18 protein-coding genes are annotated in these 18187 nt (G+C 72.6%); 9 read left to right on the forward strand and 9 right to left on the reverse strand.

The genetic code is table 11. From position 1 onward, the window contains the following. Positions 1-62: 62 nt before the first annotated feature. Together ACFYV5_RS32945 and ACFYV5_RS32950 are read left to right on the forward strand one after the other, a co-directional pair. Positions 63-734, forward strand: coding sequence for a DUF998 domain-containing protein (locus ACFYV5_RS32945; RefSeq protein ID WP_355108953.1), 672 nt, complete (start codon positions 63-65; stop codon positions 732-734). Then, a complete protein-coding gene (locus tag ACFYV5_RS32950; RefSeq protein WP_389174743.1) occupies positions 731-1564 on the forward strand; it encodes an alpha/beta fold hydrolase in 834 nt (277 codons plus the stop codon). The genes ACFYV5_RS32945 and ACFYV5_RS32950 overlap by 4 nt, the downstream gene beginning before the upstream one ends. Here the strand turns inward: ACFYV5_RS32950 and ACFYV5_RS32955 are convergent. The 4 genes from ACFYV5_RS32955 to ACFYV5_RS32970 all read right to left on the reverse strand — a co-directional run bounded on the left by ACFYV5_RS32955 (position 1549) and on the right by ACFYV5_RS32970 (position 3833). Next, entirely contained in the window at positions 1549-1968 is a 420-nt protein-coding gene (locus tag ACFYV5_RS32955; RefSeq protein ID WP_355108956.1) for a CBS domain-containing protein, read from the reverse strand. The two genes, ACFYV5_RS32950 and ACFYV5_RS32955, sit on opposite strands and share 16 nt — an antisense overlap. A 123-nt stretch (positions 1969-2091) precedes the next feature. Continuing rightward, entirely contained in the window at positions 2092-2727 is a 636-nt protein-coding gene (locus ACFYV5_RS32960) for a DUF305 domain-containing protein (RefSeq protein ID WP_355109266.1), read from the reverse strand. Between the two features lie 2 nt (positions 2728-2729). Then, positions 2730-3383: a DUF3105 domain-containing protein gene (locus tag ACFYV5_RS32965; RefSeq protein WP_355108958.1), complete on the reverse strand. Its 654-nt coding sequence runs from the start codon at positions 3381-3383 to the stop codon at positions 2730-2732. 72 nt (positions 3384-3455) lie between these two features. Then, positions 3456-3833, reverse strand: a complete 378-nt coding sequence (locus ACFYV5_RS32970) for a hypothetical protein (RefSeq protein ID WP_355108960.1) — start codon at positions 3831-3833, stop codon at positions 3456-3458. A gap of 224 nt (positions 3834-4057) precedes the next feature. On the opposite strand from ACFYV5_RS32970, the gene ACFYV5_RS32975 reads away from it, so the two are divergent. From ACFYV5_RS32975 to ACFYV5_RS32990, 4 genes are all read left to right on the forward strand, one after another. Continuing rightward, on the forward strand, positions 4058-5419 hold the full coding sequence (locus ACFYV5_RS32975) for a glutamine synthetase family protein (RefSeq protein WP_355108962.1): 1362 nt from the start codon (positions 4058-4060) through the stop codon (positions 5417-5419). A gap of 214 nt (positions 5420-5633) precedes the next feature. Next, positions 5634-6056: a helix-turn-helix domain-containing protein gene (locus ACFYV5_RS32980; protein WP_389174749.1), complete on the forward strand. Its 423-nt coding sequence runs from the start codon at positions 5634-5636 to the stop codon at positions 6054-6056. A gap of 10 nt (positions 6057-6066) precedes the next feature. Continuing rightward, positions 6067-6477: a VOC family protein gene (locus ACFYV5_RS32985; RefSeq protein ID WP_355108966.1), complete on the forward strand. Its 411-nt coding sequence runs from the start codon at positions 6067-6069 to the stop codon at positions 6475-6477. A gap of 31 nt (positions 6478-6508) precedes the next feature. After that, a complete protein-coding gene (locus tag ACFYV5_RS32990; RefSeq protein ID WP_355108968.1) occupies positions 6509-7009 on the forward strand; it encodes a GNAT family N-acetyltransferase in 501 nt (166 codons plus the stop codon). A gap of 35 nt (positions 7010-7044) precedes the next feature. Here ACFYV5_RS32990 and ACFYV5_RS32995 read toward each other — a convergent pair whose 3' ends face one another. The 3 genes from ACFYV5_RS32995 to ACFYV5_RS33005 are packed head-to-tail and all read right to left on the reverse strand — an operon-like array spanning position 7045 to position 10130. Further along, positions 7045-7476: a VOC family protein gene (locus ACFYV5_RS32995; RefSeq protein ID WP_355108970.1), complete on the reverse strand. Its 432-nt coding sequence runs from the start codon at positions 7474-7476 to the stop codon at positions 7045-7047. A gap of 10 nt (positions 7477-7486) precedes the next feature. Then, the gene (locus ACFYV5_RS33000) at positions 7487-8014 is read right to left on the reverse strand and encodes a pyridoxamine 5'-phosphate oxidase family protein (protein WP_389174754.1); all 528 of its coding nucleotides are present in this window, start codon (positions 8012-8014) and stop codon (positions 7487-7489) included. 31 nt (positions 8015-8045) lie between these two features. Beyond that, the gene (locus ACFYV5_RS33005; protein ID WP_389174757.1) at positions 8046-10130 is read right to left on the reverse strand and encodes a PIG-L family deacetylase; all 2085 of its coding nucleotides are present in this window, start codon (positions 10128-10130) and stop codon (positions 8046-8048) included. Positions 10131-10439: 309 nt separating this feature from the next. Here ACFYV5_RS33005 and ACFYV5_RS33010 point away from each other — a divergent pair, with 309 nt between their 5' ends. Beyond that, positions 10440-13427, forward strand: coding sequence for a bifunctional [glutamine synthetase] adenylyltransferase/[glutamine synthetase]-adenylyl-L-tyrosine phosphorylase (locus ACFYV5_RS33010; protein WP_389174761.1), 2988 nt, complete (start codon positions 10440-10442; stop codon positions 13425-13427). 28 nt (positions 13428-13455) lie between these two features. On the opposite strand, the gene ACFYV5_RS33015 is transcribed toward ACFYV5_RS33010, so the two are convergent. Further along, positions 13456-14076 (reverse strand): TetR/AcrR family transcriptional regulator, encoded by a 621-nt coding sequence (locus ACFYV5_RS33015; protein WP_389174764.1) that lies wholly within the window; start codon positions 14074-14076, stop codon positions 13456-13458. Positions 14077-14181: 105 nt separating this feature from the next. Here ACFYV5_RS33015 and ACFYV5_RS33020 point away from each other — a divergent pair, with 105 nt between their 5' ends. Then, positions 14182-15723: an APC family permease gene (locus ACFYV5_RS33020; RefSeq protein ID WP_389174767.1), complete on the forward strand. Its 1542-nt coding sequence runs from the start codon at positions 14182-14184 to the stop codon at positions 15721-15723. Next, a complete protein-coding gene (locus ACFYV5_RS33025) occupies positions 15633-17210 on the forward strand; it encodes an amidohydrolase (protein WP_389174771.1) in 1578 nt (525 codons plus the stop codon). Before ACFYV5_RS33020 ends, ACFYV5_RS33025 begins: the two co-directional genes overlap by 91 nt. Here ACFYV5_RS33025 and ACFYV5_RS33030 read toward each other — a convergent pair. After that, on the reverse strand, positions 17194-18126 hold the full coding sequence (locus tag ACFYV5_RS33030; protein WP_389174774.1) for a phosphatase PAP2 family protein: 933 nt from the start codon (positions 18124-18126) through the stop codon (positions 17194-17196). The two genes, ACFYV5_RS33025 and ACFYV5_RS33030, sit on opposite strands and share 17 nt — an antisense overlap. Between the last annotated feature and the right edge of the window lie 61 nt (positions 18127-18187).

Genomic DNA, 18187 nt, shown 5'->3' on the forward strand with positions numbered 1-18187 from the left:
GACTCGCCGGATCCACCCCGGCCACCGGGGCGCGGAGGTGCCGCATAGCATCTCGTACCACTATGTCCAGAAGCCGTACGCGACAGGTCGCCGCCCTCCTGCTGTTGCTCGGCGCGCTCGCGTACACCGCCTGGGTCCTCGAAGTCGTCGTCCGGACCGGGCTCGACCCGATCCGCACCTACGTCTCCGAACTCGCCGCCGTGGACCAGCCGCTGGGCGGCCTGTTCCGCGCCACCGACCTCGTCGCCGGCCTGCTGGTCCTCGCCGGCGCCCTGGCCGCCCTGCTGCTGCCCGGCCGCCGCCCCTGGATCGTCACCGGCCTGCTCGCCCTCGCCCTCTTCGGCGCCGCCACCGCCGTCGACTCCCGGCTGCCGCTCAGCTGCGCGCCCACCGTCGACCCGGAGTGCGCCGCGCGCGAGACCGCCGGACTCGTGCCGGCCACCCATACCGCGCACGCCGTCAGCTCCGGCCTCGCCATGGCTGGCGCCCTGGCCGCCATGGTCGCGCTGACCCTCGCCGCCCGCCGCTACGGAACCTGGCGGCCCCTCGCCCGCGCCGGCCCCTGGCTCGTCGTCCTCGAACTGGCCGCCACCGCCTGGACCCTGGCCGCCGTCGCCGCCTTCGAGGCGGGCCGGGGCACGCTCGCCCTGGGGGCCGGGCAGCGGCTGCAGGTCCTGCTCGTGGCAGTCTGGCTCGGACTGCTCGCCGTCTCCGTGGCCAGGGAGAGAGCTTGAGCGTGTTCGTACGGGTCGGAGGCGTGGCCCACCACGTCGTCGTCGAGGGCACCGGACCCGTCTGCGTGCTGAGCGCCGGCCTCGGCATGAGCTGGTTCGACTGGGACCCGGTCGTGCCGCTGCTCGCCCCGCACCGCACGGTCGTCCGCTTCGACCGCCCCGGCCACGGACTCTCCGCCCCGGCCGCCGTCCCGCCCAGCGCCACCGGCGAGGCCCACCGGATCGCCGGCCTCCTCGACGCGCTGTCCCTGCCAGGGCCCGCCACCGTCGTCGGCCACTCGATCGCCGGGTTCCACGCCGAGGCCTTCGCCCGGCTCCACCCGGACCGCGCCGCCGGGATCGTGCTCGTGGACTCCTCCGTCGAGGAGCGCGCCCGTACACCCCGCGCCCCCGCCCTGCGCACCGCCGCCGCCCGCGGTCTGGGCGCCCTGCTCACCGCCACCGGAGCTCCGGCCGGCGCCGGCCCGGCCGTCCGCCGCACCACCGTACGGCTCTCCCGCGCGACGGGCGGCGACCCGGCGCCCGCCGACCTCGTCCGCCGGGTGTACACCACCTCACGGGCGATGCGGGGCGCCCTCCTGGAGAACACCCACTACCGAGCGGTCGCGGCCGAACTCCTCGCCCTGCGCGATCGGTTCCCGCTGCCGCCCGGCCTGCCCGTCACCGTCCTCGCCGCCCCGGACGGTTCCGCCCGCTGGGCGCGCCGCCAACGCGCACTGGCCCGGCGGCTCGGCGCCCGCTACGAGGCGGTCGAACCGTCGGGCCATCTGATGATGTGGGACCGCCCGGACGCCGTGGCGCGGGCGGTACGCGATCAGGACGTGGCGTAGACGCTCGTACAGAACGCCTTGATCTGCTCGTCGTCCAGGTGCTGCGCCAGATCGGCCTCGCTGATCATGCCGACCAGACGCTTGTTCTCGATCACCGGAAGGCGCTTGATCTGGTGGCCCGTCATCTCCTCGAGGACCTGGCTCACGTCCGAACCGGCGTCGATCCAGCGCGGGGTGCCCTGCGCCATCTCGCCGCAGGTGACCTTCGCCGGGTCGTGGCCCATGGCGACACAGCCGACCACGATGTCGCGGTCCGTGATGATGCCGCACAGCCGCTCGTTCTCGTCGGCGATGGGCAGCGCGCCCACATTGAGCTGGCGCATCAGCTGCGCCGCCCGGTCGAGCGTCTCGTGCTGGGGGATCCACTTCGCCCCGGCGTGCATGATGTCCTTCGCGGTGGTCATGAGGTACGTCCTCCGTAGAACGTCGTCGTACGTACGTCCCCGAGCGTCACCCATTGTGCGCGCGCGGCGCGGCCCCCGCGACCGCTGGGGTCACGGGGGCCGACACGGGCCGATCCGCCGCTGTCAGGCGCGCGGCTTCGCGCCCCGGGCCTTCAGCAGGTCCGCCATCAGCGCGATCTCGGACTCCTGCGCGTCGACCATGCCCTGCGCGAGGTTCCGCTCGACGTCCACCGAGCACTTCTCCACACAGCCCTGGGCCATGTGGACACCGCCCTTGTGGTGGTCGGTCATCAGCTGCAGGTAGAGGATCTCGGCCTCCTTGCCACTGGCCTTCCGCAGCCGGTCCAGCTCCGTCTTCGTCGCCATGCCCGGCATCAGCGCCCCGTCGAGGGGACCGGTGTCGCCGTGCCCGCCCATGCCCATCCAGGACATCGGCTCCGTGCCCGACTCGACCTTCGGCAGACCCCACAGGTCGAGCCAGCCCAGCATCATGCCCCGCTGGTTGGCCTGGGTGTTGGCGATGTCGTACGCCAGCCGGCGCACCTCCTCGTCCTGGGTGCGGTCCCGGACGATGAACGACATCTCGACGGCCTGCTGGTGGTGGACCGACATGTCACGGGCGAAGCCCGCGTCCGCCGACTCCGACACGGGCGTGGCCGGCGCCTCCTCCCGCTCCGCGGAGGCGACCGTGACGGCGCCCCCCGCGAAGAGCAGCGCGAGGACGACGGCGGCGATCGAGGCCCCGTGCGTACGGGTCAGCTTCACTGGGCGGCTCCGACGCCACCGGTGCAGGCCGCGCCCGGCTCAGGGGTCTGCGGGCCCTGCACGTACTTGGTGAAGAAGGCGTCGATCCGCGGGTCGCTCGCGCTGTCCACGGTCACCTGCTTGCCCCAGGCGCTCAGCATGATCGCGCCGGCCTGGTCGTCGACCGGGCTCATCAGCGAGTACGGGGTCTTGCCGACCTTCTCGGCCAGCTTCTTCACGTCCGCCTCGGCGGCCTTCTTGTTGTACGTGACCCAGACCGCGCCGTGCTCCAGCGAGTGCACGGCGTTCGTCTCGGCGATCTTCGTCGTGTAGACGTCGCCGTCGCAGTTCTGCCAGACCTGGTCGTGGTCACCGCCGACCGGGGGCTTCATCTCGTACGTGACGGGGGTGCTCACGTGGTTGCGGCCGAGCTTCTTGGCGTCCCAGGACTTCTCGTCCTTGATGGGGGCCTTGGCGGCGGCCTCCTGCTGCTCCTTCTTCTCGGACTGCTCGTTGAGCACGTAGCCGCCGAAGCCGACGAGGCTCAGCACGACCACGGCGGAGACGCCGATGGTGAGGAAACGGTTGCGGCGCTCGCGGGCCTGCTCGGCGCGGCGCATCTCCTCTATTCGGGCGCGGCGGTCGGCGGTGGCGGAGCGGTTGGCGGCCATGGTGGTGTCGTCCTTCTCGGATGTGGGGTGGCGGGGGGTGTGAGCCGTGGGGCGTGATCCAAGAGACAGGCCCTAGGTCCGCAGAACTTGAAGGACGTGCAGGTCCGGCGCGCGGGGCTGCGCACCGGAGCGGGGCGCCCGGCCGGCGTCGTACGACGGTCCGAGGCGCGGGAGGCGGCCCTCCGCCTGGGGCGGCGGGTCGAGCGGCGGCGCGGTGAGCACCGCCGGGCTGAGCGAGGGGAACAGGGAGCAGTCGCCGCGGTCGTACGGGCAGACGTACTCGTCGGCACCGGCGGTCCGCTGGTGGTGCACCTGAGCGGCCTCGTCGTGGGCGACGGCGTCACCGGCACCCAGACAGACGAAGAGCGCGGCGAGGAGCGTCGCCACGGCACTCGCCAGTGCCATGGGACGCGCGCGCCGGTGCAGGCGTACGAGTGGAGTGCCCCCCATGGGCGGAGATCGTAGTGGCCGGAGCGCCGCAAGGGGACAGGTGGGGGGAACGGAACGGGAACAGACGCACGGAATCGGACCGTCCCCCGTTACCTGTGTCACACCCGAGCAGGCACTATGGGTGTGCAACGTGCGCGAAACCATGTGGTGGGATGCTCAGGTGCCCCCCGATGTGCCCGAGGCGGTGGGAACAGGCGGCCTGACCAGCGAAGATGGGTGTGGATATGGACAAGCAGCAGGAATTCGTGCTCCGGACGCTCGAGGAGCGCGACATCCGGTTCGTGCGGCTGTGGTTCACCGACGTGCTCGGCTTCCTGAAGTCGGTGGCCGTGGCGCCCGCCGAGCTGGAGCAGGCCTTCGACGAGGGCATCGGCTTCGACGGCTCCGCCATCGAGGGCTTCGCCCGCGTCTACGAGTCGGACATGATCGCCAAGCCGGATCCGGGCACCTTCCAGATCCTGCCCTGGCGCGCGGAGGCCCCGGGCACGGCCCGGATGTTCTGCGACATCCTCATGCCGGACGGCTCCCCGTCCTTCGCGGACCCGCGGTACGTCCTCAAGCGCATCCTCGCCAAGACCTCGGACCTGGGCTTCACCTTCTACACCCACCCCGAGATCGAGTTCTTCCTGCTGAAGGACAAGCCGCTGGACGGCACCAAGCCGACCCCGGCCGACAACTCGGGCTACTTCGACCACACCCCGCAGAACGTGGGCATGGACTTCCGCCGCCAGGCGATCACCATGCTGGAGTCGATGGGCATCTCGGTGGAGTTCTCCCACCACGAGGGCGCGCCGGGCCAGCAGGAGATCGACCTGCGGTACGCGGACGCCCTGTCCACGGCCGACAACATCATGACCTTCCGCCTGGTCATGAAGCAGGTCGCGCTGGAGCAGGGCGTGCAGGCGACCTTCATGCCGAAGCCGTTCTCGGAGTACCCGGGCTCGGGCATGCACACCCACCTCTCCCTCTTCGAGGGCGACCGCAACGCGTTCTACGAGTCGGGCGCGGAGTACCAGCTCTCCAAGGTGGGACGTTCCTTCATCGCCGGCCTGCTGAAGCACGCGGCCGAGATCTCGGCCGTGACCAACCAGTGGGTCAACTCCTACAAGCGCATCTGGGGCGGCTCGGCCCGCAGCGCGGGCGCGGGCGGCGAGGCCCCCTCGTACATCTGCTGGGGCCACAACAACCGCTCGGCCCTGATCCGCGTCCCGATGTACAAGCCGGGCAAGACGGGCTCCTCCCGCGTCGAGGTCCGCTCCATCGACTCGGGCGCCAACCCCTACCTGACGTACGCCGTCCTGCTGGCGGCGGGCCTCAAGGGCATCGAGGAGGGCTACGAACTCCCGGCCGGCGCCGACGACGACGTGTGGGCGCTGAGCGACGCGGAGCGCCGCGCGATGGGCATCGAGCCGCTGCCGCAGAACCTGGGCGAGGCGATCGCCCTGATGGAGAAGAGCGAACTGGTCGCGGAGACGCTGGGCGAGCACGTCTTCGACTTCTTCCTGCGCAACAAGAAGCAGGAGTGGGAGGAGTACCGCTCCGAGGTCACCGCCTTCGAGCTCCGCAAGAACCTGCCGGTGCTGTAGGCGCGGGTGAAGCGGTGCAAGCAGTGCCACCGGCCGCTCGAGGGGCGCAGGTGGCGACGGCCGAAGCGGTTCTGCCGGCGATGGCACCAGGTGAGGTACTGGCTGGAGGAGCTGGCCGAGCTCGTGTTCGGCTAGGGGGTGTGGTCCGTGGCCGTTCGGCCGCTGGAGGCGCGGACGCGCCCCCTCGGCCGCGCGGCTGTGGGAGGGTGGTCGGGTGACGACGTTGGAGGATCTCGTCCGGTTGCGCCGGGCCCGTGACCTGATGGATCGCGAGTACGCCAGGCCGCTCGACGTGGAGGCCCTCGCGCGCGTCGCGCTCATGTCGGCGGGGCACTTCTCCCGCAGCTTCCGGGCCGCCTTCGGGGAGACGCCGTACAGCTACCTGATGACGCGCCGGATCGAGCGGGCCAAGGCCCTGCTGCGGCGGGGGGATCTGTCGGTCACGGAGGTCTGCTTCGAGGTCGGCTGTACCTCGCTCGGGTCGTTCAGCTCACGGTTCACCGAGCTGGTCGGCGAGACCCCCAGCGCCTACCGGGCCCGCAGCCACGACGAGGGCGCCGCCATCCCCGCCTGCTTCGCCAAGATCTACACGCGACCGGTCAGGAACGGAGAAGCGAAGCGCGACGCCCGCCCGTAGCGTGAAGCGCATGGACATCACGCTCTCGCAGTGCTTCATCGCCGTCGACGACCACGACAAGGCGCTCTCCTTCTACCGGGACGCCCTCGGCCTGGAGGTGCGCAACGACGTCGGGTTCGAGGGGATGCGCTGGGTGACCCTCGGCGCCCCGTCGCAGCCCGATGTGAACATCGTCCTCGAACCGCCCCTCGCCGATCCGAACGCCTCGCCCGCCGACAAGGAGGCCATGGCGGAGCTGCTGGCCAAGGGCCTTCTGCGCGGTGTCATCTTCGCCACCGCCGACGTCGACGCGACCTTCGAGCAGATCCGCGCCGCGGGCGGCGAGGTGCTGCAGGAGCCGGTGGACCAGCCGTACGGCGTCCGCGACTGCGCCTTCCGCGACCCCTCCGGCAACATGCTGCGCTTCACGCAATCGCGTTGACGGTCCGTCGGGTGCGGCGGACACTGCCCCGATGGAGATCACCTCGTACGTCACCGGGCGTCTGCTGCTGCACCCGCTCACCGTCGCCGAGGCCGAGCGGATCGTCGCCGCGGCGCCCGCGCGGGAGGACCGGTGGGCGCCAGGTTATCCCGCCGAGGGGGACGTGTCCGGGGCCCGCGGGTTCCTGGGCGTGTGGGCCGCGCACGGGGATCCGGGGGTGTTCGGCGCGTACGAGATACGGCGGCGGGCGGACGGGGCCGCCGTCGGCGGGATCGGGTTCCACGGGCCGCCGGACGACGAGCGGTTCGTGACCGTCGGATACGGGCTGATCCCCGAGGTACGCGGGCTCGGATACGCCACGGAGGCGCTGCGGGCCCTGCTCGACCTGGCCCGGGAGCAGGGCGTCGCCGGCGCGAAGGGCGACGCCGATCTCGCGAACGTCGCCTCGCAGAAGGTGATGGAGGCGGCCGGGATGCGGTACGCGGGGGAGGACGAGCGGGTGCGGTACTACCGGGCGGCGTTCACCGTGTGAAACGCCCGAGCGCCCACCCGCCGCCTCCCCGCGCCTCAGCGTTCCGACAGCTCCGACGGCGCTTCCTGGACCACCCAGCCGTTGCCGTCCGGGTCCTCGAAGGACATGAACGAGTTCCAGGTCTCGCCCTTGCCCTCCTCCCAGCCCGCCGCGCCCACGTGCCGGATCGGCGTGACCTCCACGCCCCGCTCGACGAGTTCCTCGCGTGCCGCCTCGATGTCGGTGACGCAGAGCTGGAGGCCGTGCAGGGTGCCCGGGGCCATCTCCTTCGTACCGGGCATCGACGGCATACCGCTGAGCATCGCGATCGAGCAGCGCGAGCCGGGCGGCGTCGCCTGGATGATGCGCATCCCGGGCGCGACCTCGTCGTCGAGGTCGATCTTGAAGCCGCACTTGTCGCCGTAGAACTCCTTCGCCCGGTCCATGTCGGTGACAGGAACGGGCACGACTTCGAGCGTCAGGTTCATGGGGGTCTCCTCAGAAACGCCAGCGGGTCTGGCCGAAGGGGTCGCCCTTGGCGAAACCGAACGCCGTGCGGGGCGCCACGGCGAACACCAGGGCGGTCCCACCGTCGCCCACGAACGCTCCGTCGCGCACGTCGAATCGCCAATCCGGGCCGTACTTCTCGACATACACCCTGGCCAGGGCCCGGAGCCGCCCCTCGTCTGTCACCCGAACGGCCGTACCCTCGACCACCAGATCGAGCCCCTCGCCGAGCGAGGCGGACCCGGTGGTGAGGACCACCTCCTGGTTCTCCGCGAGATTGCGCGCCTTGCGCTCCTCGGGACCGGTGCAGAAGTGCAACGCCCCCTCCGACCAGACCGCGATCAGCGGGGTGACATGCGGGCGGCCGTCCGGGCGGACGGTGGTCAGCCAGTAGACCTCCGCCTCGGCGAGCCGGACGGTGGCCTCGGACCACGGGGCGGGGTGGGCCTTCGGATCGCTGAAGCGGGGGTCCAGAGTGGTCTCCGGGGCCATGATCTCCTCCAGGGCAGAGCTGTCCATGTGGAAGGGAGACCGGTCCCGGAGCCGGAACTCATCGCATCGCGGGCGTCCAGTGCAGCTTGCCGTCCAGACCCATCGCCGCCACTCCGTCCACGACCCCGCCGGGAGCGCCGGAGACCAGGAACTTCTCCAGCGTCCAGACCGGCCGCCCGTCCGCGCTCGCCGCCGGGGCCGTCGCCAGGACGCCCGTACGGGAACGGACCGCCAGCATGCCCTGGCCGCCGCCCACCGGCCCGAAGCCGGCGACCCCGCCGACCAGCTCGGTCACCGGGGAGGTGAGGGCCCCGCCGGAAAGGTCGGCCATGCGCAGGGCGCCGGAGGCCGGCTTGCGGAACCAGAGCCGTACGCCCTGCCCGTCCGGGGCCGGGCTCGCGCTCAGCGCCAGCGTGGTCGTCGGCAGGCCGGTCCGCTGCGGTCCCGACAGCGGCCCGCCGGGCCGCTGCTGCGTCCAGGTGAGGACGGTGCTCTTCGTGCCGGCGAACGCGTGGACCCGGCCTGCCCCGTCCGTCGTGGCCACCGGGTCGCCGTACAGGCTCCCGCCCCCCAGCGAGCGCCAGGGCCCCCAGCCGCCGTCGCCGCCCCGCTCGCGCGCGGTCAGCCGGTGCCGGCTGTCGCGCAGCAGCACCGTCGTCCGGCCGGTGCCGTCCACGGCCACGGCGGGGGCGCTGATGTCGGAGGTGCCCCGGGCGTCGTTCCTCTCGGGCGTGCCGAGCGACCGCCACGGTCCGAACGCGCCGCCGGGCGCGGACTGCTCCGTCGTCACGACCTCACGACCGTAGGCCCGCTCCGGGCCGCCGAGCGTCGTACGGGTGCCGAACACGGCGATCCGGCCGTCGGGGAGCCGTACGGAGGTCACGCCGCTGTCCAGGCCGTCGCCGGGGAGCAGGACCGGCCCCTGCCAGACGGTGGCGGCGCCCGCCGGCTTCTCCCACACCGCGAGGCGTCCGTCGAGCACGGAGAAGGCGTGCAGGCCGCCGTCGGTGGCGCGCTGCACCCAGGAGGTGGAGGTGCCGCGGGCGTAACGGATGCTCTCGGTCCAGCCCCATCCGCCGGGGCGGCCGGCCACCTTGAGATCGCCGCATCCGGCCGGGTCGGCGCAGTCGTTGATCTCGTCGACCCACGCGTACGTCTTCAGGGTGTGCAGCTTGGCGCCGGCCGTCTCGGGGTCGAGGGTGTGCGGCAGCGTGCCGACGGGGTAGCCGAGGTAGTTCTGGACGCCGAAGTGCGGGCGGCCGGTGGTGGTCCCGTACCGCGCGAGGGCGGCCTGTGCGAACCGGGCGCCGTACAGGTGGTCCTGGTGGTCGCTGTACGCGCCGGTCTTCGCGTTGCGGCCCGGGGTCGGGTCCTGCATCCGGACGAAGGTGGGCCGGAACCGTGTGAGGAGTCCGGTGAGGGTGTCGATCACCTGCTCCTTCGTGTACGAGAAGTCGGTGGCGACGGGCGTGCCGGCGGCGCGCTGGGAAGCGAGGGACTCCACGCGGCCGTTCCACAGTCCGTTCAGGCTGTGCGGGCGGTCGCCGCTGATGGAGCCGGCCTCGCGGAGCTGCAGCCAGACCAGGGCTATCTGCGGCTCGGCGCGCAGGACGTCCAGCTCGGCGTGGCCGCCGCCGGCCGTCGGGATGGAGGTCCGGTCCCAGGGGCTGGTGCGGCTGCCGGTGGCCATCTCCGCGTACGCGGCGCGTATGCCGTTCTGCCGGGCCTCGGCGAACCCCGCCTTGTCGGGCGCGGGGCGATGGGGGGCGCGGGGGCGGGCGTTGACCCCGTCCGACTCGCCGGACGTCAGATACACCGAGGTCAGGGAGGCGCCCGAGCGTATGGACTGGGCCGTGTCCGGATTCATGAAGTAGAGGTCGTCGTCCGGGTGGGCCACGATCTGCGTCACGGCGACGTCCGGTGTGCGGACCGGCTGCCGCACGGGCCCGGGGGCCGCCGCCTGGCGTGGCCCGTGGCCGGCCCCCGACGGTGCCTCGGACGCCGAGGCGCCCGAGCCGGTCCCGGAGGAGAGGTGGAGCACTCCCACGAGAGAGCCGCCGACGAGCGCGGTCGCCGTCAGGGCGGTGACGATCCGGGCGCGGGGCGGCAGGGAGGGACGGCGGCGGCGGAGACGGACGGGCATCGGCGGTAGGCGCTTTCGGAGGACGACCAGGGCTTCGGCAGGACTTCGGGCAGGAAGACGGACTTTCAAGGAGTACGGTTCATCGGCGGCGAATAGTAAGGAATGTGCGGGACATCACGTGTGATCCTCTGCGAAACGAAGGCGCAGAAGGGGTAGTTATGTCCTAGTTCGCGACTTCTGCCCTCGGCGCGACCGCGTGCCGCACGGTCCGGATAGGCTCGAGTGCGGCCCTGGGGCCGGTGGATGCCCGGACGGGTGCGACGCGAGCGACGGGCGCGACGGGTGGGACGGGTGCGAAGGAGCGGCGGGATGACGGTGCCGGGGCGCAGAGGCAGTACCTTCACTCGGCTGCTGCGGCACGGGTTCACCGACCCGTCCGGCGCCGAGCGGCTGTTCGCCGTCCCCGAGCTGGCGGCGCTGCGCGACGACTCCGTACTCCTCGACGCGCTCGGCGCGACCGCCGACCCCGATCTCGCGCTGCGTGGCCTGGTGCGGCTCGTCGAGGCGCAGCCCGACGAGGAGCGGCAGACCCTCGCCGGCACGCTGCTCTCGGCCAAGCCCTTCCGGGACCGGCTCCTCGGCGTGCTCGGCGCCTCCGAGGCGCTCGCCGACCATCTGGCCAAGCACCCCAGGGACTGGCAGGCCCTTGTCACCTACGAGGCAGCCGACCTCAACCCCGGCGTCGCCGAGTTCGAGCGCGGCCTCGCCGAGGCCACCGACCCGGTCTCCCTGCGCGTCGCCTACCGCCGCTGCCTGCTCGCCATCGCGGCCCGCGACGTCTGCGGCAGCGCCGACGTCGCCCAGACCGCCGCCGAGCTGGCCGACCTCGCCACCGCGACACTGCGCGCCGCCCTCGCCATCGCCCGTACCGCCGCGCCCGCCGACGCGGCCCACTGCCGGCTCGCCGTCATCGCCATGGGCAAGTGCGGCGGCCACGAGCTGAACTATGTCTCCGACGTGGACGTGATCTTCGTCGCGGAGCCGGTCGAGGGAGCCGATGAGGGCAAGGCGATCCAGGCAGCGACCCGGCTCGCCTCCCACCTCATGCGGATCTGCTCCGAGACGACCGTCGAGGGCACCATCTGGCCCGTCGACGCCAACCTCCGCCCCGAGGGCCGCAACGGCCCGCTCGTGCGGACCCTGTCGAGCCACCTCGCCTACTACCAGCGCTGGGCCAAGACCTGGGAGTTCCAGGCCCTGCTCAAGGCGCGGGCGGTCGCGGGCGATCCGGAGCTGGGCGCCGCGTACATCGACGCCGTCTCGCCCCTGGTCTGGCAGGCCGCCGAGCGCGAGAACTTCGTCCCCGACGTGCAGAAGATGCGCCGCAGGGTCGTCGACAACATCCCGGCCGCCCAGGTCGAGCGCGAGCTGAAGCTCGGTCCCGGAGGGCTCCGGGACGTCGAGTTCGCCGTCCAGCTCCTCCAGCTGGTGCACGGCCGCGGCGACGCCACGCTGCACAGCGGCACCACCCTGGACGCCCTCGCGGCCCTCGCCGCCGGAGGCTATGTCGGCCGCGCGGACGCCGCCCAGCTCGACGACGCGTACCGCTTCCTGCGCGCGATGGAGCACCGCATCCAGCTCTACCGGCTGCGCCGCACCCATCTCGTCCCGGAGGGCGAGAGCGACCTGCGCCGCCTCGGCCGCTCGCTCGGCCTGCGCACCGACCCGGTCGCCGAGCTGAACAGGGAGTGGAAGCGGCACGCCTCGGTCGTCCGCCGGCTGCACGAGAAGCTCTTCTACCGGCCGCTGCTCGACGCCGTCGCCCAGCTCACCCCCGGCGAGACCCGGCTCAGCCCGAAGGCCGCCGGCCAGCGGCTCGAAGCGCTCGGGTACGCCGATCCCGTCGCCGCCCTGCGCCATCTGGAGGCGCTCTCCTCCGGGGTCACCCGGAAGGCCGCGATCCAGCGGACGCTGCTGCCGGTCCTGCTCGGCTGGTTCGCCGACTCCGCCGACCCGGACGCCGGGCTCCTGGGCTTCCGCAAGGTCTCCGACGCGCTCGGCAAGACCCCCTGGTACCTGCGGCTGCTGCGCGACGAGGGCGCCGCCGCCGAGAACCTCGCCCGGGTGCTCTCCGCCGGACGGCTCGCCCCCGACCTGCTGCTGCGCGCTCCGGAGGCGGTCGCGATCCTCGGTGACCCGGAGGGGCTGAAGCCGCGCGGGCGCGACCACCTGGAGCAGGAGACCCTCGCGGCGGTCGGCCGCGCCGACGGCGCCGAACAAGGGGTCGCGGCGGCCCGTGGCGTACGGCGCCGGGAGCTGTTCCGTACCGCGGCGGCCGACCTCATCGGCTCGTACGGCACGGAGGACAGCCCCCGGGAGGCCGACCCCGGTGCCCTGGTCGACCAGGTCGGCCTCGCCCTCACCGGCCTCAACGCGGCGACGATCGCGGGCGCGCTGCGCGCCGCCGTGCGCGAGGGCTGGGGCGACACGCTGCCGACGCGGTTCGCGGTCATCGGCATGGGCCGCTTCGGCGGGAACGAGCTCGGCTACGGCTCCGACGCCGACGTCCTGTTCGTGCACGAACCGCGCGAGGGCGTCGGCGAGCAGGAGGCCGCCCGGGCCGCGAACCAGGTCGTCGCCGAGATGCGCAGGCTCCTCCAGGTCCCCACGGCCGACCCGCCTTTGCTCATCGACGCGGACCTGCGCCCGGAGGGCAAGAGCGGCCCGATGGTCCGTACGCTGAAGTCGTACGAGGCCTACTACCGCCGCTGGTCCCTGGTGTGGGAGAGCCAGGCGCTGCTGCGCGCCGTCCCCATGGCGGGCGACCCGGAGCTCGGGCGGCGCTTCATCGAGCTGATCGACCCGCTGCGCTACCCGGCCGAGGGGCTCGGCGAGGACGCGGTCCGCGAGATCCGGCGCCTGAAGGCCCGGATGGAGACCGAGCGGCTGCCGCGCGGCGCGGACCCGACGCTGCACGCCAAGCTCGGGCGCGGCGGACTCAGCGACGTCGAGTGGACGGTCCAGCTGCTCCAGATGCGGCACGGCTGGGCCGAACCCGGCCTGCGCACCACCCGGACCCGGGAGGCCCTCGCCGCCGCCCAGGCGGCGGGGCTCATCCCCACGGACGAGGCCCAGATCCTGGACGAGGCGTGGGTCCTGGCGACGCGCGTCCGCAACGGGGTGATGCTGGTGCGCGGCCGCCCGGGGGACACCTTCCCCTCGGACGGCCGCGAACTGGCGGCCGTCGGGCGGTACTTGGGCTACGGCCCGGGCCACGTCGGCGAGATGGTCGACGACTACCGGCGCATCACGCGCCGGGCCCGGGCGGTCGTCGAGGAGCTGTTCTACGGGGCGTAGGGCCTCGGTTCTCCACGCGCGGGACCCCCTACGAGGCCGACGCCGGACCCTCCAGCATCCCCCGGCAGTGCGCGAGGAACGCCACGAGCGCCAGGTCGAACGCGGCGTCCGCCCGCGCGGGGCCGACCGCCACCAGCGCCTCGGCCAGCCGCGGGGTCGTGGTCTCGTCCGGAAGCTCCCACATCGTGTCCGGGGCGGCGAGGTCGAGCGCCGAGCCCAGGACCAGGTTCTCCAGGGCGATGATCACCGTCATGACGTCGGCGTTGTCGAAGCCGACGGCGAGCAGGCGGGCCACCGCCCGCTCGTACTGGGCGAGCACCTTCGGCGCCCGCACCGGTGACGTCATCAGCATGGGGATGGCCCGGGGGTGGCCGGCGAAGGCCGAGCGGTAGGAGCGCGCCCAGGCCTCCATCGCCACGTCCCAGGGCTCCAGGTCCAGCGTGTCGCCGTCGATCGCGTCGCAGACCCGCTCGCGCAGCAGTTCCACGATCCCGTCGCGGCCGTCCACATGGTGATACACCGACGCGGTCTGCGCCCCGAGCCGTTTCGCGATCTGCGGAACGCTGAACTCGCCCCGCTCATCGACGAGTTCGAGCGCCACCGTGGTGATGCGCTCCCGGTCGAGGAGGGGCTTGCGCGGCCGGCCCATGAATGGTTTCCCCCTGGTCAGGTCTTCCCGAATCGTTGAGCGCGAGGCTACATTGCCGCAACCGAAAGCCTTTAGGTTTCCTGCCGCGAAAGGGCTTCCCCACCCATGTCCTCACCCACCCCCGCTCCCAAGGGGCTGAGAACCGGCACGCTCTCCACCGCCGACATCTCCTTCTTCGTCGTCTCCGCCGCCGCCCCGCTCACCGTCATGGCGGGCGTCGCCCCCATCGCCATCGTCCTCGGCGGCATCGGCGCCCCCGCCGGCTATCTCCTGGCAGGTATCACCCTCGCGATCTTCGCCGTCGGCTTCACCACGATGACCCGCCACGTCCGGAACGGCGGCGCCTTCTACGCGTACATCACCCAGGGCCTCGGCAAGCCCGTCGGCATCGCCGCCGCCCTGCTCGCCATGCTGGGCTACAACGGCATGGAGATCGGCGTCTACGGACTCCTCGGCACCGCCACCGCCGACACCACCGGCGCCCTGTGGGGCATCGACATCCCCTGGCTGCCCGTCTCGCTCGCCGGGCTGCTGCTCATCTGGTACGGCGGCTTCCGCTCCATCGACTTCGGCGCCAAGCTCCTCGGCGTCCTGCTCGTCGCCGAGACCGGCATCCTCGTCCTGCTCGCCGGCGGCGTGCTCCTCGACGGGGGCGCGGACGGGCTCTCCCTCGCCTCGTTCACGCCCGGCAACGTCCTCGTCCCCGGCAGCGCGGCCGTCCTCGCCTTCGCGTTCACGGCCTTCACCGGCTTCGAGTCGACCGTGATCTACCGCCGCGAGGCCCGCAACCCCACCCGGACCATCCCCCGCGCCACCTACATCGCCGTCTGCTTCCTCGGCCTCTTCTACGCCTTCATCGTCTGGACCGTGATCCAGGCGTTCGGCGACGACAAGGTCGTCGAGGCCGCCGCCGGAGACACCGGCGGCCTGTTCTTCGCCGCCATCACCACCTACGTCGGCGGCTGGGCCTCGGACCTGATGCACATCTTCATCGTCACCAGCGTCCTGGCCTCCCTCCTCGCCTTCCACAACGCGATCAACCGCTACGGACTCGCGCTCGCCGAGGAAGGCGTCCTGCCCGCCGCCTTCGCCCGGATCCACCCCCGCCACCGCTCCCCGTACGTCGCCGGCATCGCCCAGACCGTCCTCGGCGCCGCCGTCGTCCTCGGCTTCGCGGCGGCGGAGGCCGACCCGTACACCCAGCTGCTCCTCTGGGTGAACACCCCCGGCGGCATCGGGCTCATGGCCCTCCAGCTCCTCGCCGCGCTCGCCGTCCCGTTCTACTTCCGCCGCATCCGCCACAGGAACCACGGCGAAGGCGTCCTGCGCACCGTCGTCGCGCCGCTCGTCGCGGCCGTCCTGCTCGCCGCGGCGATCTGTCTCGTCGTCTCCAAGATCGACGTGTTCACCGGGGCCTCGGCCACGGTCAACACGGTCCTGGTCGCCCTCGTCCCCGCCGTCTTCGTCCTCGGGCTCCTCCTCGCGTACCGGCTGCGCCGCACGCGCCCCGAGGTCTACGCGAACTTCGCCGCAGAGCCGGAAGAAGGAGAACCCTCGTGTCCGCACCCGACCTCGTCCTCGTCAACGCCCGCGTCCGCGACCCCGAGCTCACCGGCCACACCGCTGTCGCCGTCCGCGACGGACTGATCACCGCCCTCGGTGACGACACCGACGCCCGCGCCTGGCGCGGCGCCGGCACCGAGACGGTCGACCTCGGCGGCGCCACGCTCACCCCCGGCCTCACCGACGCCCACAGCCACCCCGTCTGGGGCCTGGAGATGTTCACGGGCACCGACCTCTCGTCCGTGCGCGACCTCGACGAACTGCGCGCGGTCCTCGCCACGGCCGAGCGCCGCGACGGCTGGATCGTCGGCTTCGCCCTCGACCACAACGTCTTCGGCGGCCGCCCCATCCACCGCGAGCTCGTCGAGGACGTCCTCGGCGGCGCCCCGGCCTTCCTGCGGCTCTACGACGGCCACTCCGCCCTCGCCTCCGAGGCGGCCCTGAAGGCCGCGGGCATCCATGCGCCGCGCACCTTCGCCCAGCGCTCGGAGATCGTCTGCGACGGTGAAGGACGGCCCACCGGCCATCTGATCGAACACGCCGCGATGGACCTCATGACCCCCGTCCTGCCGAGCAAGACCTACGCCGAGCGGCGCGACCGGCTCGTCGAACTGCTGAGCTCCATGGCCGCCACCGGACTCACCGGGGCCCACGTCATGGACCTCGGCGGCCACGACGTCCCCGGACTCCTCACCGCCCTGGAGGACGACGGCGACCTGCCGCTGCGCCTGCGCCTCGCCCCCTGGTGCATGCCCGGTGCCGACCGGGAGGAGCTGGCGGAGCTCGTACGGCTCCAGGAACGCTCGGGCCGCCTGTGGCGGGTCGGCGGCGTGAAGTTCTTCATGGACGGCACCGTCGAGGGTGGCACCGCCTGGCTGGAGCACGCCGACTGCCACGGCCAGGGCACCGACGCCTTCTGGCCCGACCCGGCCGCGTACGCGGCCGCCGTGCGCCACTTCCACGAGGCCGGGGTCGGCACCGCCACGCACGCCATCGGCGACGCGGCCGTCCGGCACGTCCTCGACACCGTCGAAAGCCTCGCGGCACCGGGTGCCGGCGGCCCCCGGCACCGGATCGAGCACATCGAGACCGTCCCGGACGGGCAGCTCGGCCGGTTCGCCGCGCTCGGCGTCGTGGCTTCCATGCAGCCCCCGCACACCGCCTACACCCGCGCCGACCACACCGACGAGTGGTCCAAGCGGCTCGGCGACGAGCGGGCGGACCGCGCCTGGCGCTGCCGGGACCTGCGCGACGCGGGCGCGTACCTCGCGCTCGGCTCGGACTGGCCCATCGCCCACCACGACGCCCGTCAGGTCCTGGCCACCGCCCAGGCCCCGCGCGGCGCAGCCTCCGCGCACCGCGGTCTGACCGGCCTCATGGCGCTGGAGGGCCTGACGACGCACGCGGCGGTCGCGGCGGGGGAGGAGAGGATCGCGGGACGGATCGCCCCGGGATACCGGGCGGATCTGACCGCCTTCACGGTCGACCCGGTGACGGCGCCCGCCGACGAGACCGAGCAGGCGCCGATCCGGCTCACCACGGCTGGCGGCCGGATCACGTACCGGACGTGACCTTGGGCCCGGTGTGCTCGCGGTCCGCCTCCGGCTCCGGGGGCGGACCCGCCTTCCCCGGACCTGCCTTCTCCGGACCGCCCCGCACCACCGCCACGGCCGGTTCCACCAGCGTGGGCCGGCCCTGCGGCAGCGAGCCGTACCAGAGGTAGGAGACGGTGAAGCCGAAGGCCAGGCAGATCATGCCGCCCACCGCGTCCAGCCAGAAGTGGTTGGCGGTGGCCACGATCACGACCAGGGTCGCGGCCGGGTAGAGCAGGCCGAGGATGCGCGCCCACGGCGCCGAGGCCAGCGCGAAGATGATCAGGCCGCACCAGAGCGACCAGCCGATGTGCATCGACGGCATCGCCGCGTACTGGTTCGACATGTGCTTGAGGTCGCCCGAGGCCATCGAGCCCCAGGTCTGGTGCACCAGGACCGTGTCGACGAAGCTCTGCCCGTTCATCAGCCGGGGCGGCGCGAGCGGATACAGGTAGTAACCGACCAGCGCCACACCGGTGGTGGCGAACAACACCGTACGGGCCGCGGCGTACCGGCCCGGCTGCCACCGGTAGAGCCACACGAGCACACCGATGGTGACGATGAAGTGCAGGGTGGCGTAGTAGTAGTTCATCGACACGATCAGCCATGTCACCGAGTTCACGGCATGGTTGACGGTCTGCTCGAAGGCCAGCCCGAGGCTCTTCTCGGCGTCCCAGATCCAGTCGGCGTTCTTCAGCGCCTGGGCCTTCTGCTCCGGCACCGCGTTGCGGATGAGCGAGTACGTCCAGTAGCTGACGCCGATCAGGAGGATCTCGAACCAGATCCGGGGACGGCGCGGCGCGCGCAGGCGGGCCCGCACTCCGCCACCGTCCAGCATGGGTGACGGGGTGGCCGCCGTCCGGCCTTCCAAACTCTTCACGGTCGCTTCACCCATAGGAGGAGAGTCTGCCAGATCCAAGCCCCTCGTCCGATCATCCCCCGGACGGGTACGGGGC

Origin of the sequence: Streptomyces sp. NPDC003035 (assembly GCF_042888285.1) — a bacterium.
Classification (GTDB): Bacteria; Actinomycetota; Actinomycetes; order Streptomycetales; family Streptomycetaceae; genus Streptomyces.

Excerpts from the sequence above, each read along its gene's own strand:
- ACFYV5_RS32945 (WP_355108953.1), top strand. The coding sequence starts at position 63 with ATGTCCAGAAGCCGTACGCGACAGGTCGCCGCCCTCCTGCTGTTGCTC.
- ACFYV5_RS32955 (WP_355108956.1), bottom strand. The coding sequence starts at position 1,968 with ATGACCACCGCGAAGGACATCATGCACGCCGGGGCGAAGTGGATCCCC.
- ACFYV5_RS32965 (WP_355108958.1), bottom strand. The coding sequence starts at position 3,383 with ATGGCCGCCAACCGCTCCGCCACCGCCGACCGCCGCGCCCGAATAGAG.
- ACFYV5_RS32970 (WP_355108960.1), bottom strand. The coding sequence starts at position 3,833 with ATGGGGGGCACTCCACTCGTACGCCTGCACCGGCGCGCGCGTCCCATG.
- ACFYV5_RS32975 (WP_355108962.1), top strand. The coding sequence starts at position 4,058 with ATGGACAAGCAGCAGGAATTCGTGCTCCGGACGCTCGAGGAGCGCGAC.
- ACFYV5_RS32985 (WP_355108966.1), top strand. The coding sequence starts at position 6,067 with ATGGACATCACGCTCTCGCAGTGCTTCATCGCCGTCGACGACCACGAC.
- ACFYV5_RS32990 (WP_355108968.1), top strand. The coding sequence starts at position 6,509 with ATGGAGATCACCTCGTACGTCACCGGGCGTCTGCTGCTGCACCCGCTC.
- ACFYV5_RS32995 (WP_355108970.1), bottom strand. The coding sequence starts at position 7,476 with ATGAACCTGACGCTCGAAGTCGTGCCCGTTCCTGTCACCGACATGGAC.
- ACFYV5_RS33000 (WP_389174754.1), bottom strand. The coding sequence starts at position 8,014 with ATGGACAGCTCTGCCCTGGAGGAGATCATGGCCCCGGAGACCACTCTG.
- ACFYV5_RS33005 (WP_389174757.1), bottom strand. The coding sequence starts at position 10,130 with ATGCCCGTCCGTCTCCGCCGCCGCCGTCCCTCCCTGCCGCCCCGCGCC.
- ACFYV5_RS33010 (WP_389174761.1), top strand. The coding sequence starts at position 10,440 with ATGACGGTGCCGGGGCGCAGAGGCAGTACCTTCACTCGGCTGCTGCGG.
- ACFYV5_RS33015 (WP_389174764.1), bottom strand. The coding sequence starts at position 14,076 with ATGGGCCGGCCGCGCAAGCCCCTCCTCGACCGGGAGCGCATCACCACG.
- ACFYV5_RS33020 (WP_389174767.1), top strand. The coding sequence starts at position 14,182 with ATGTCCTCACCCACCCCCGCTCCCAAGGGGCTGAGAACCGGCACGCTC.
- ACFYV5_RS33030 (WP_389174774.1), bottom strand. The coding sequence starts at position 18,126 with ATGGGTGAAGCGACCGTGAAGAGTTTGGAAGGCCGGACGGCGGCCACC.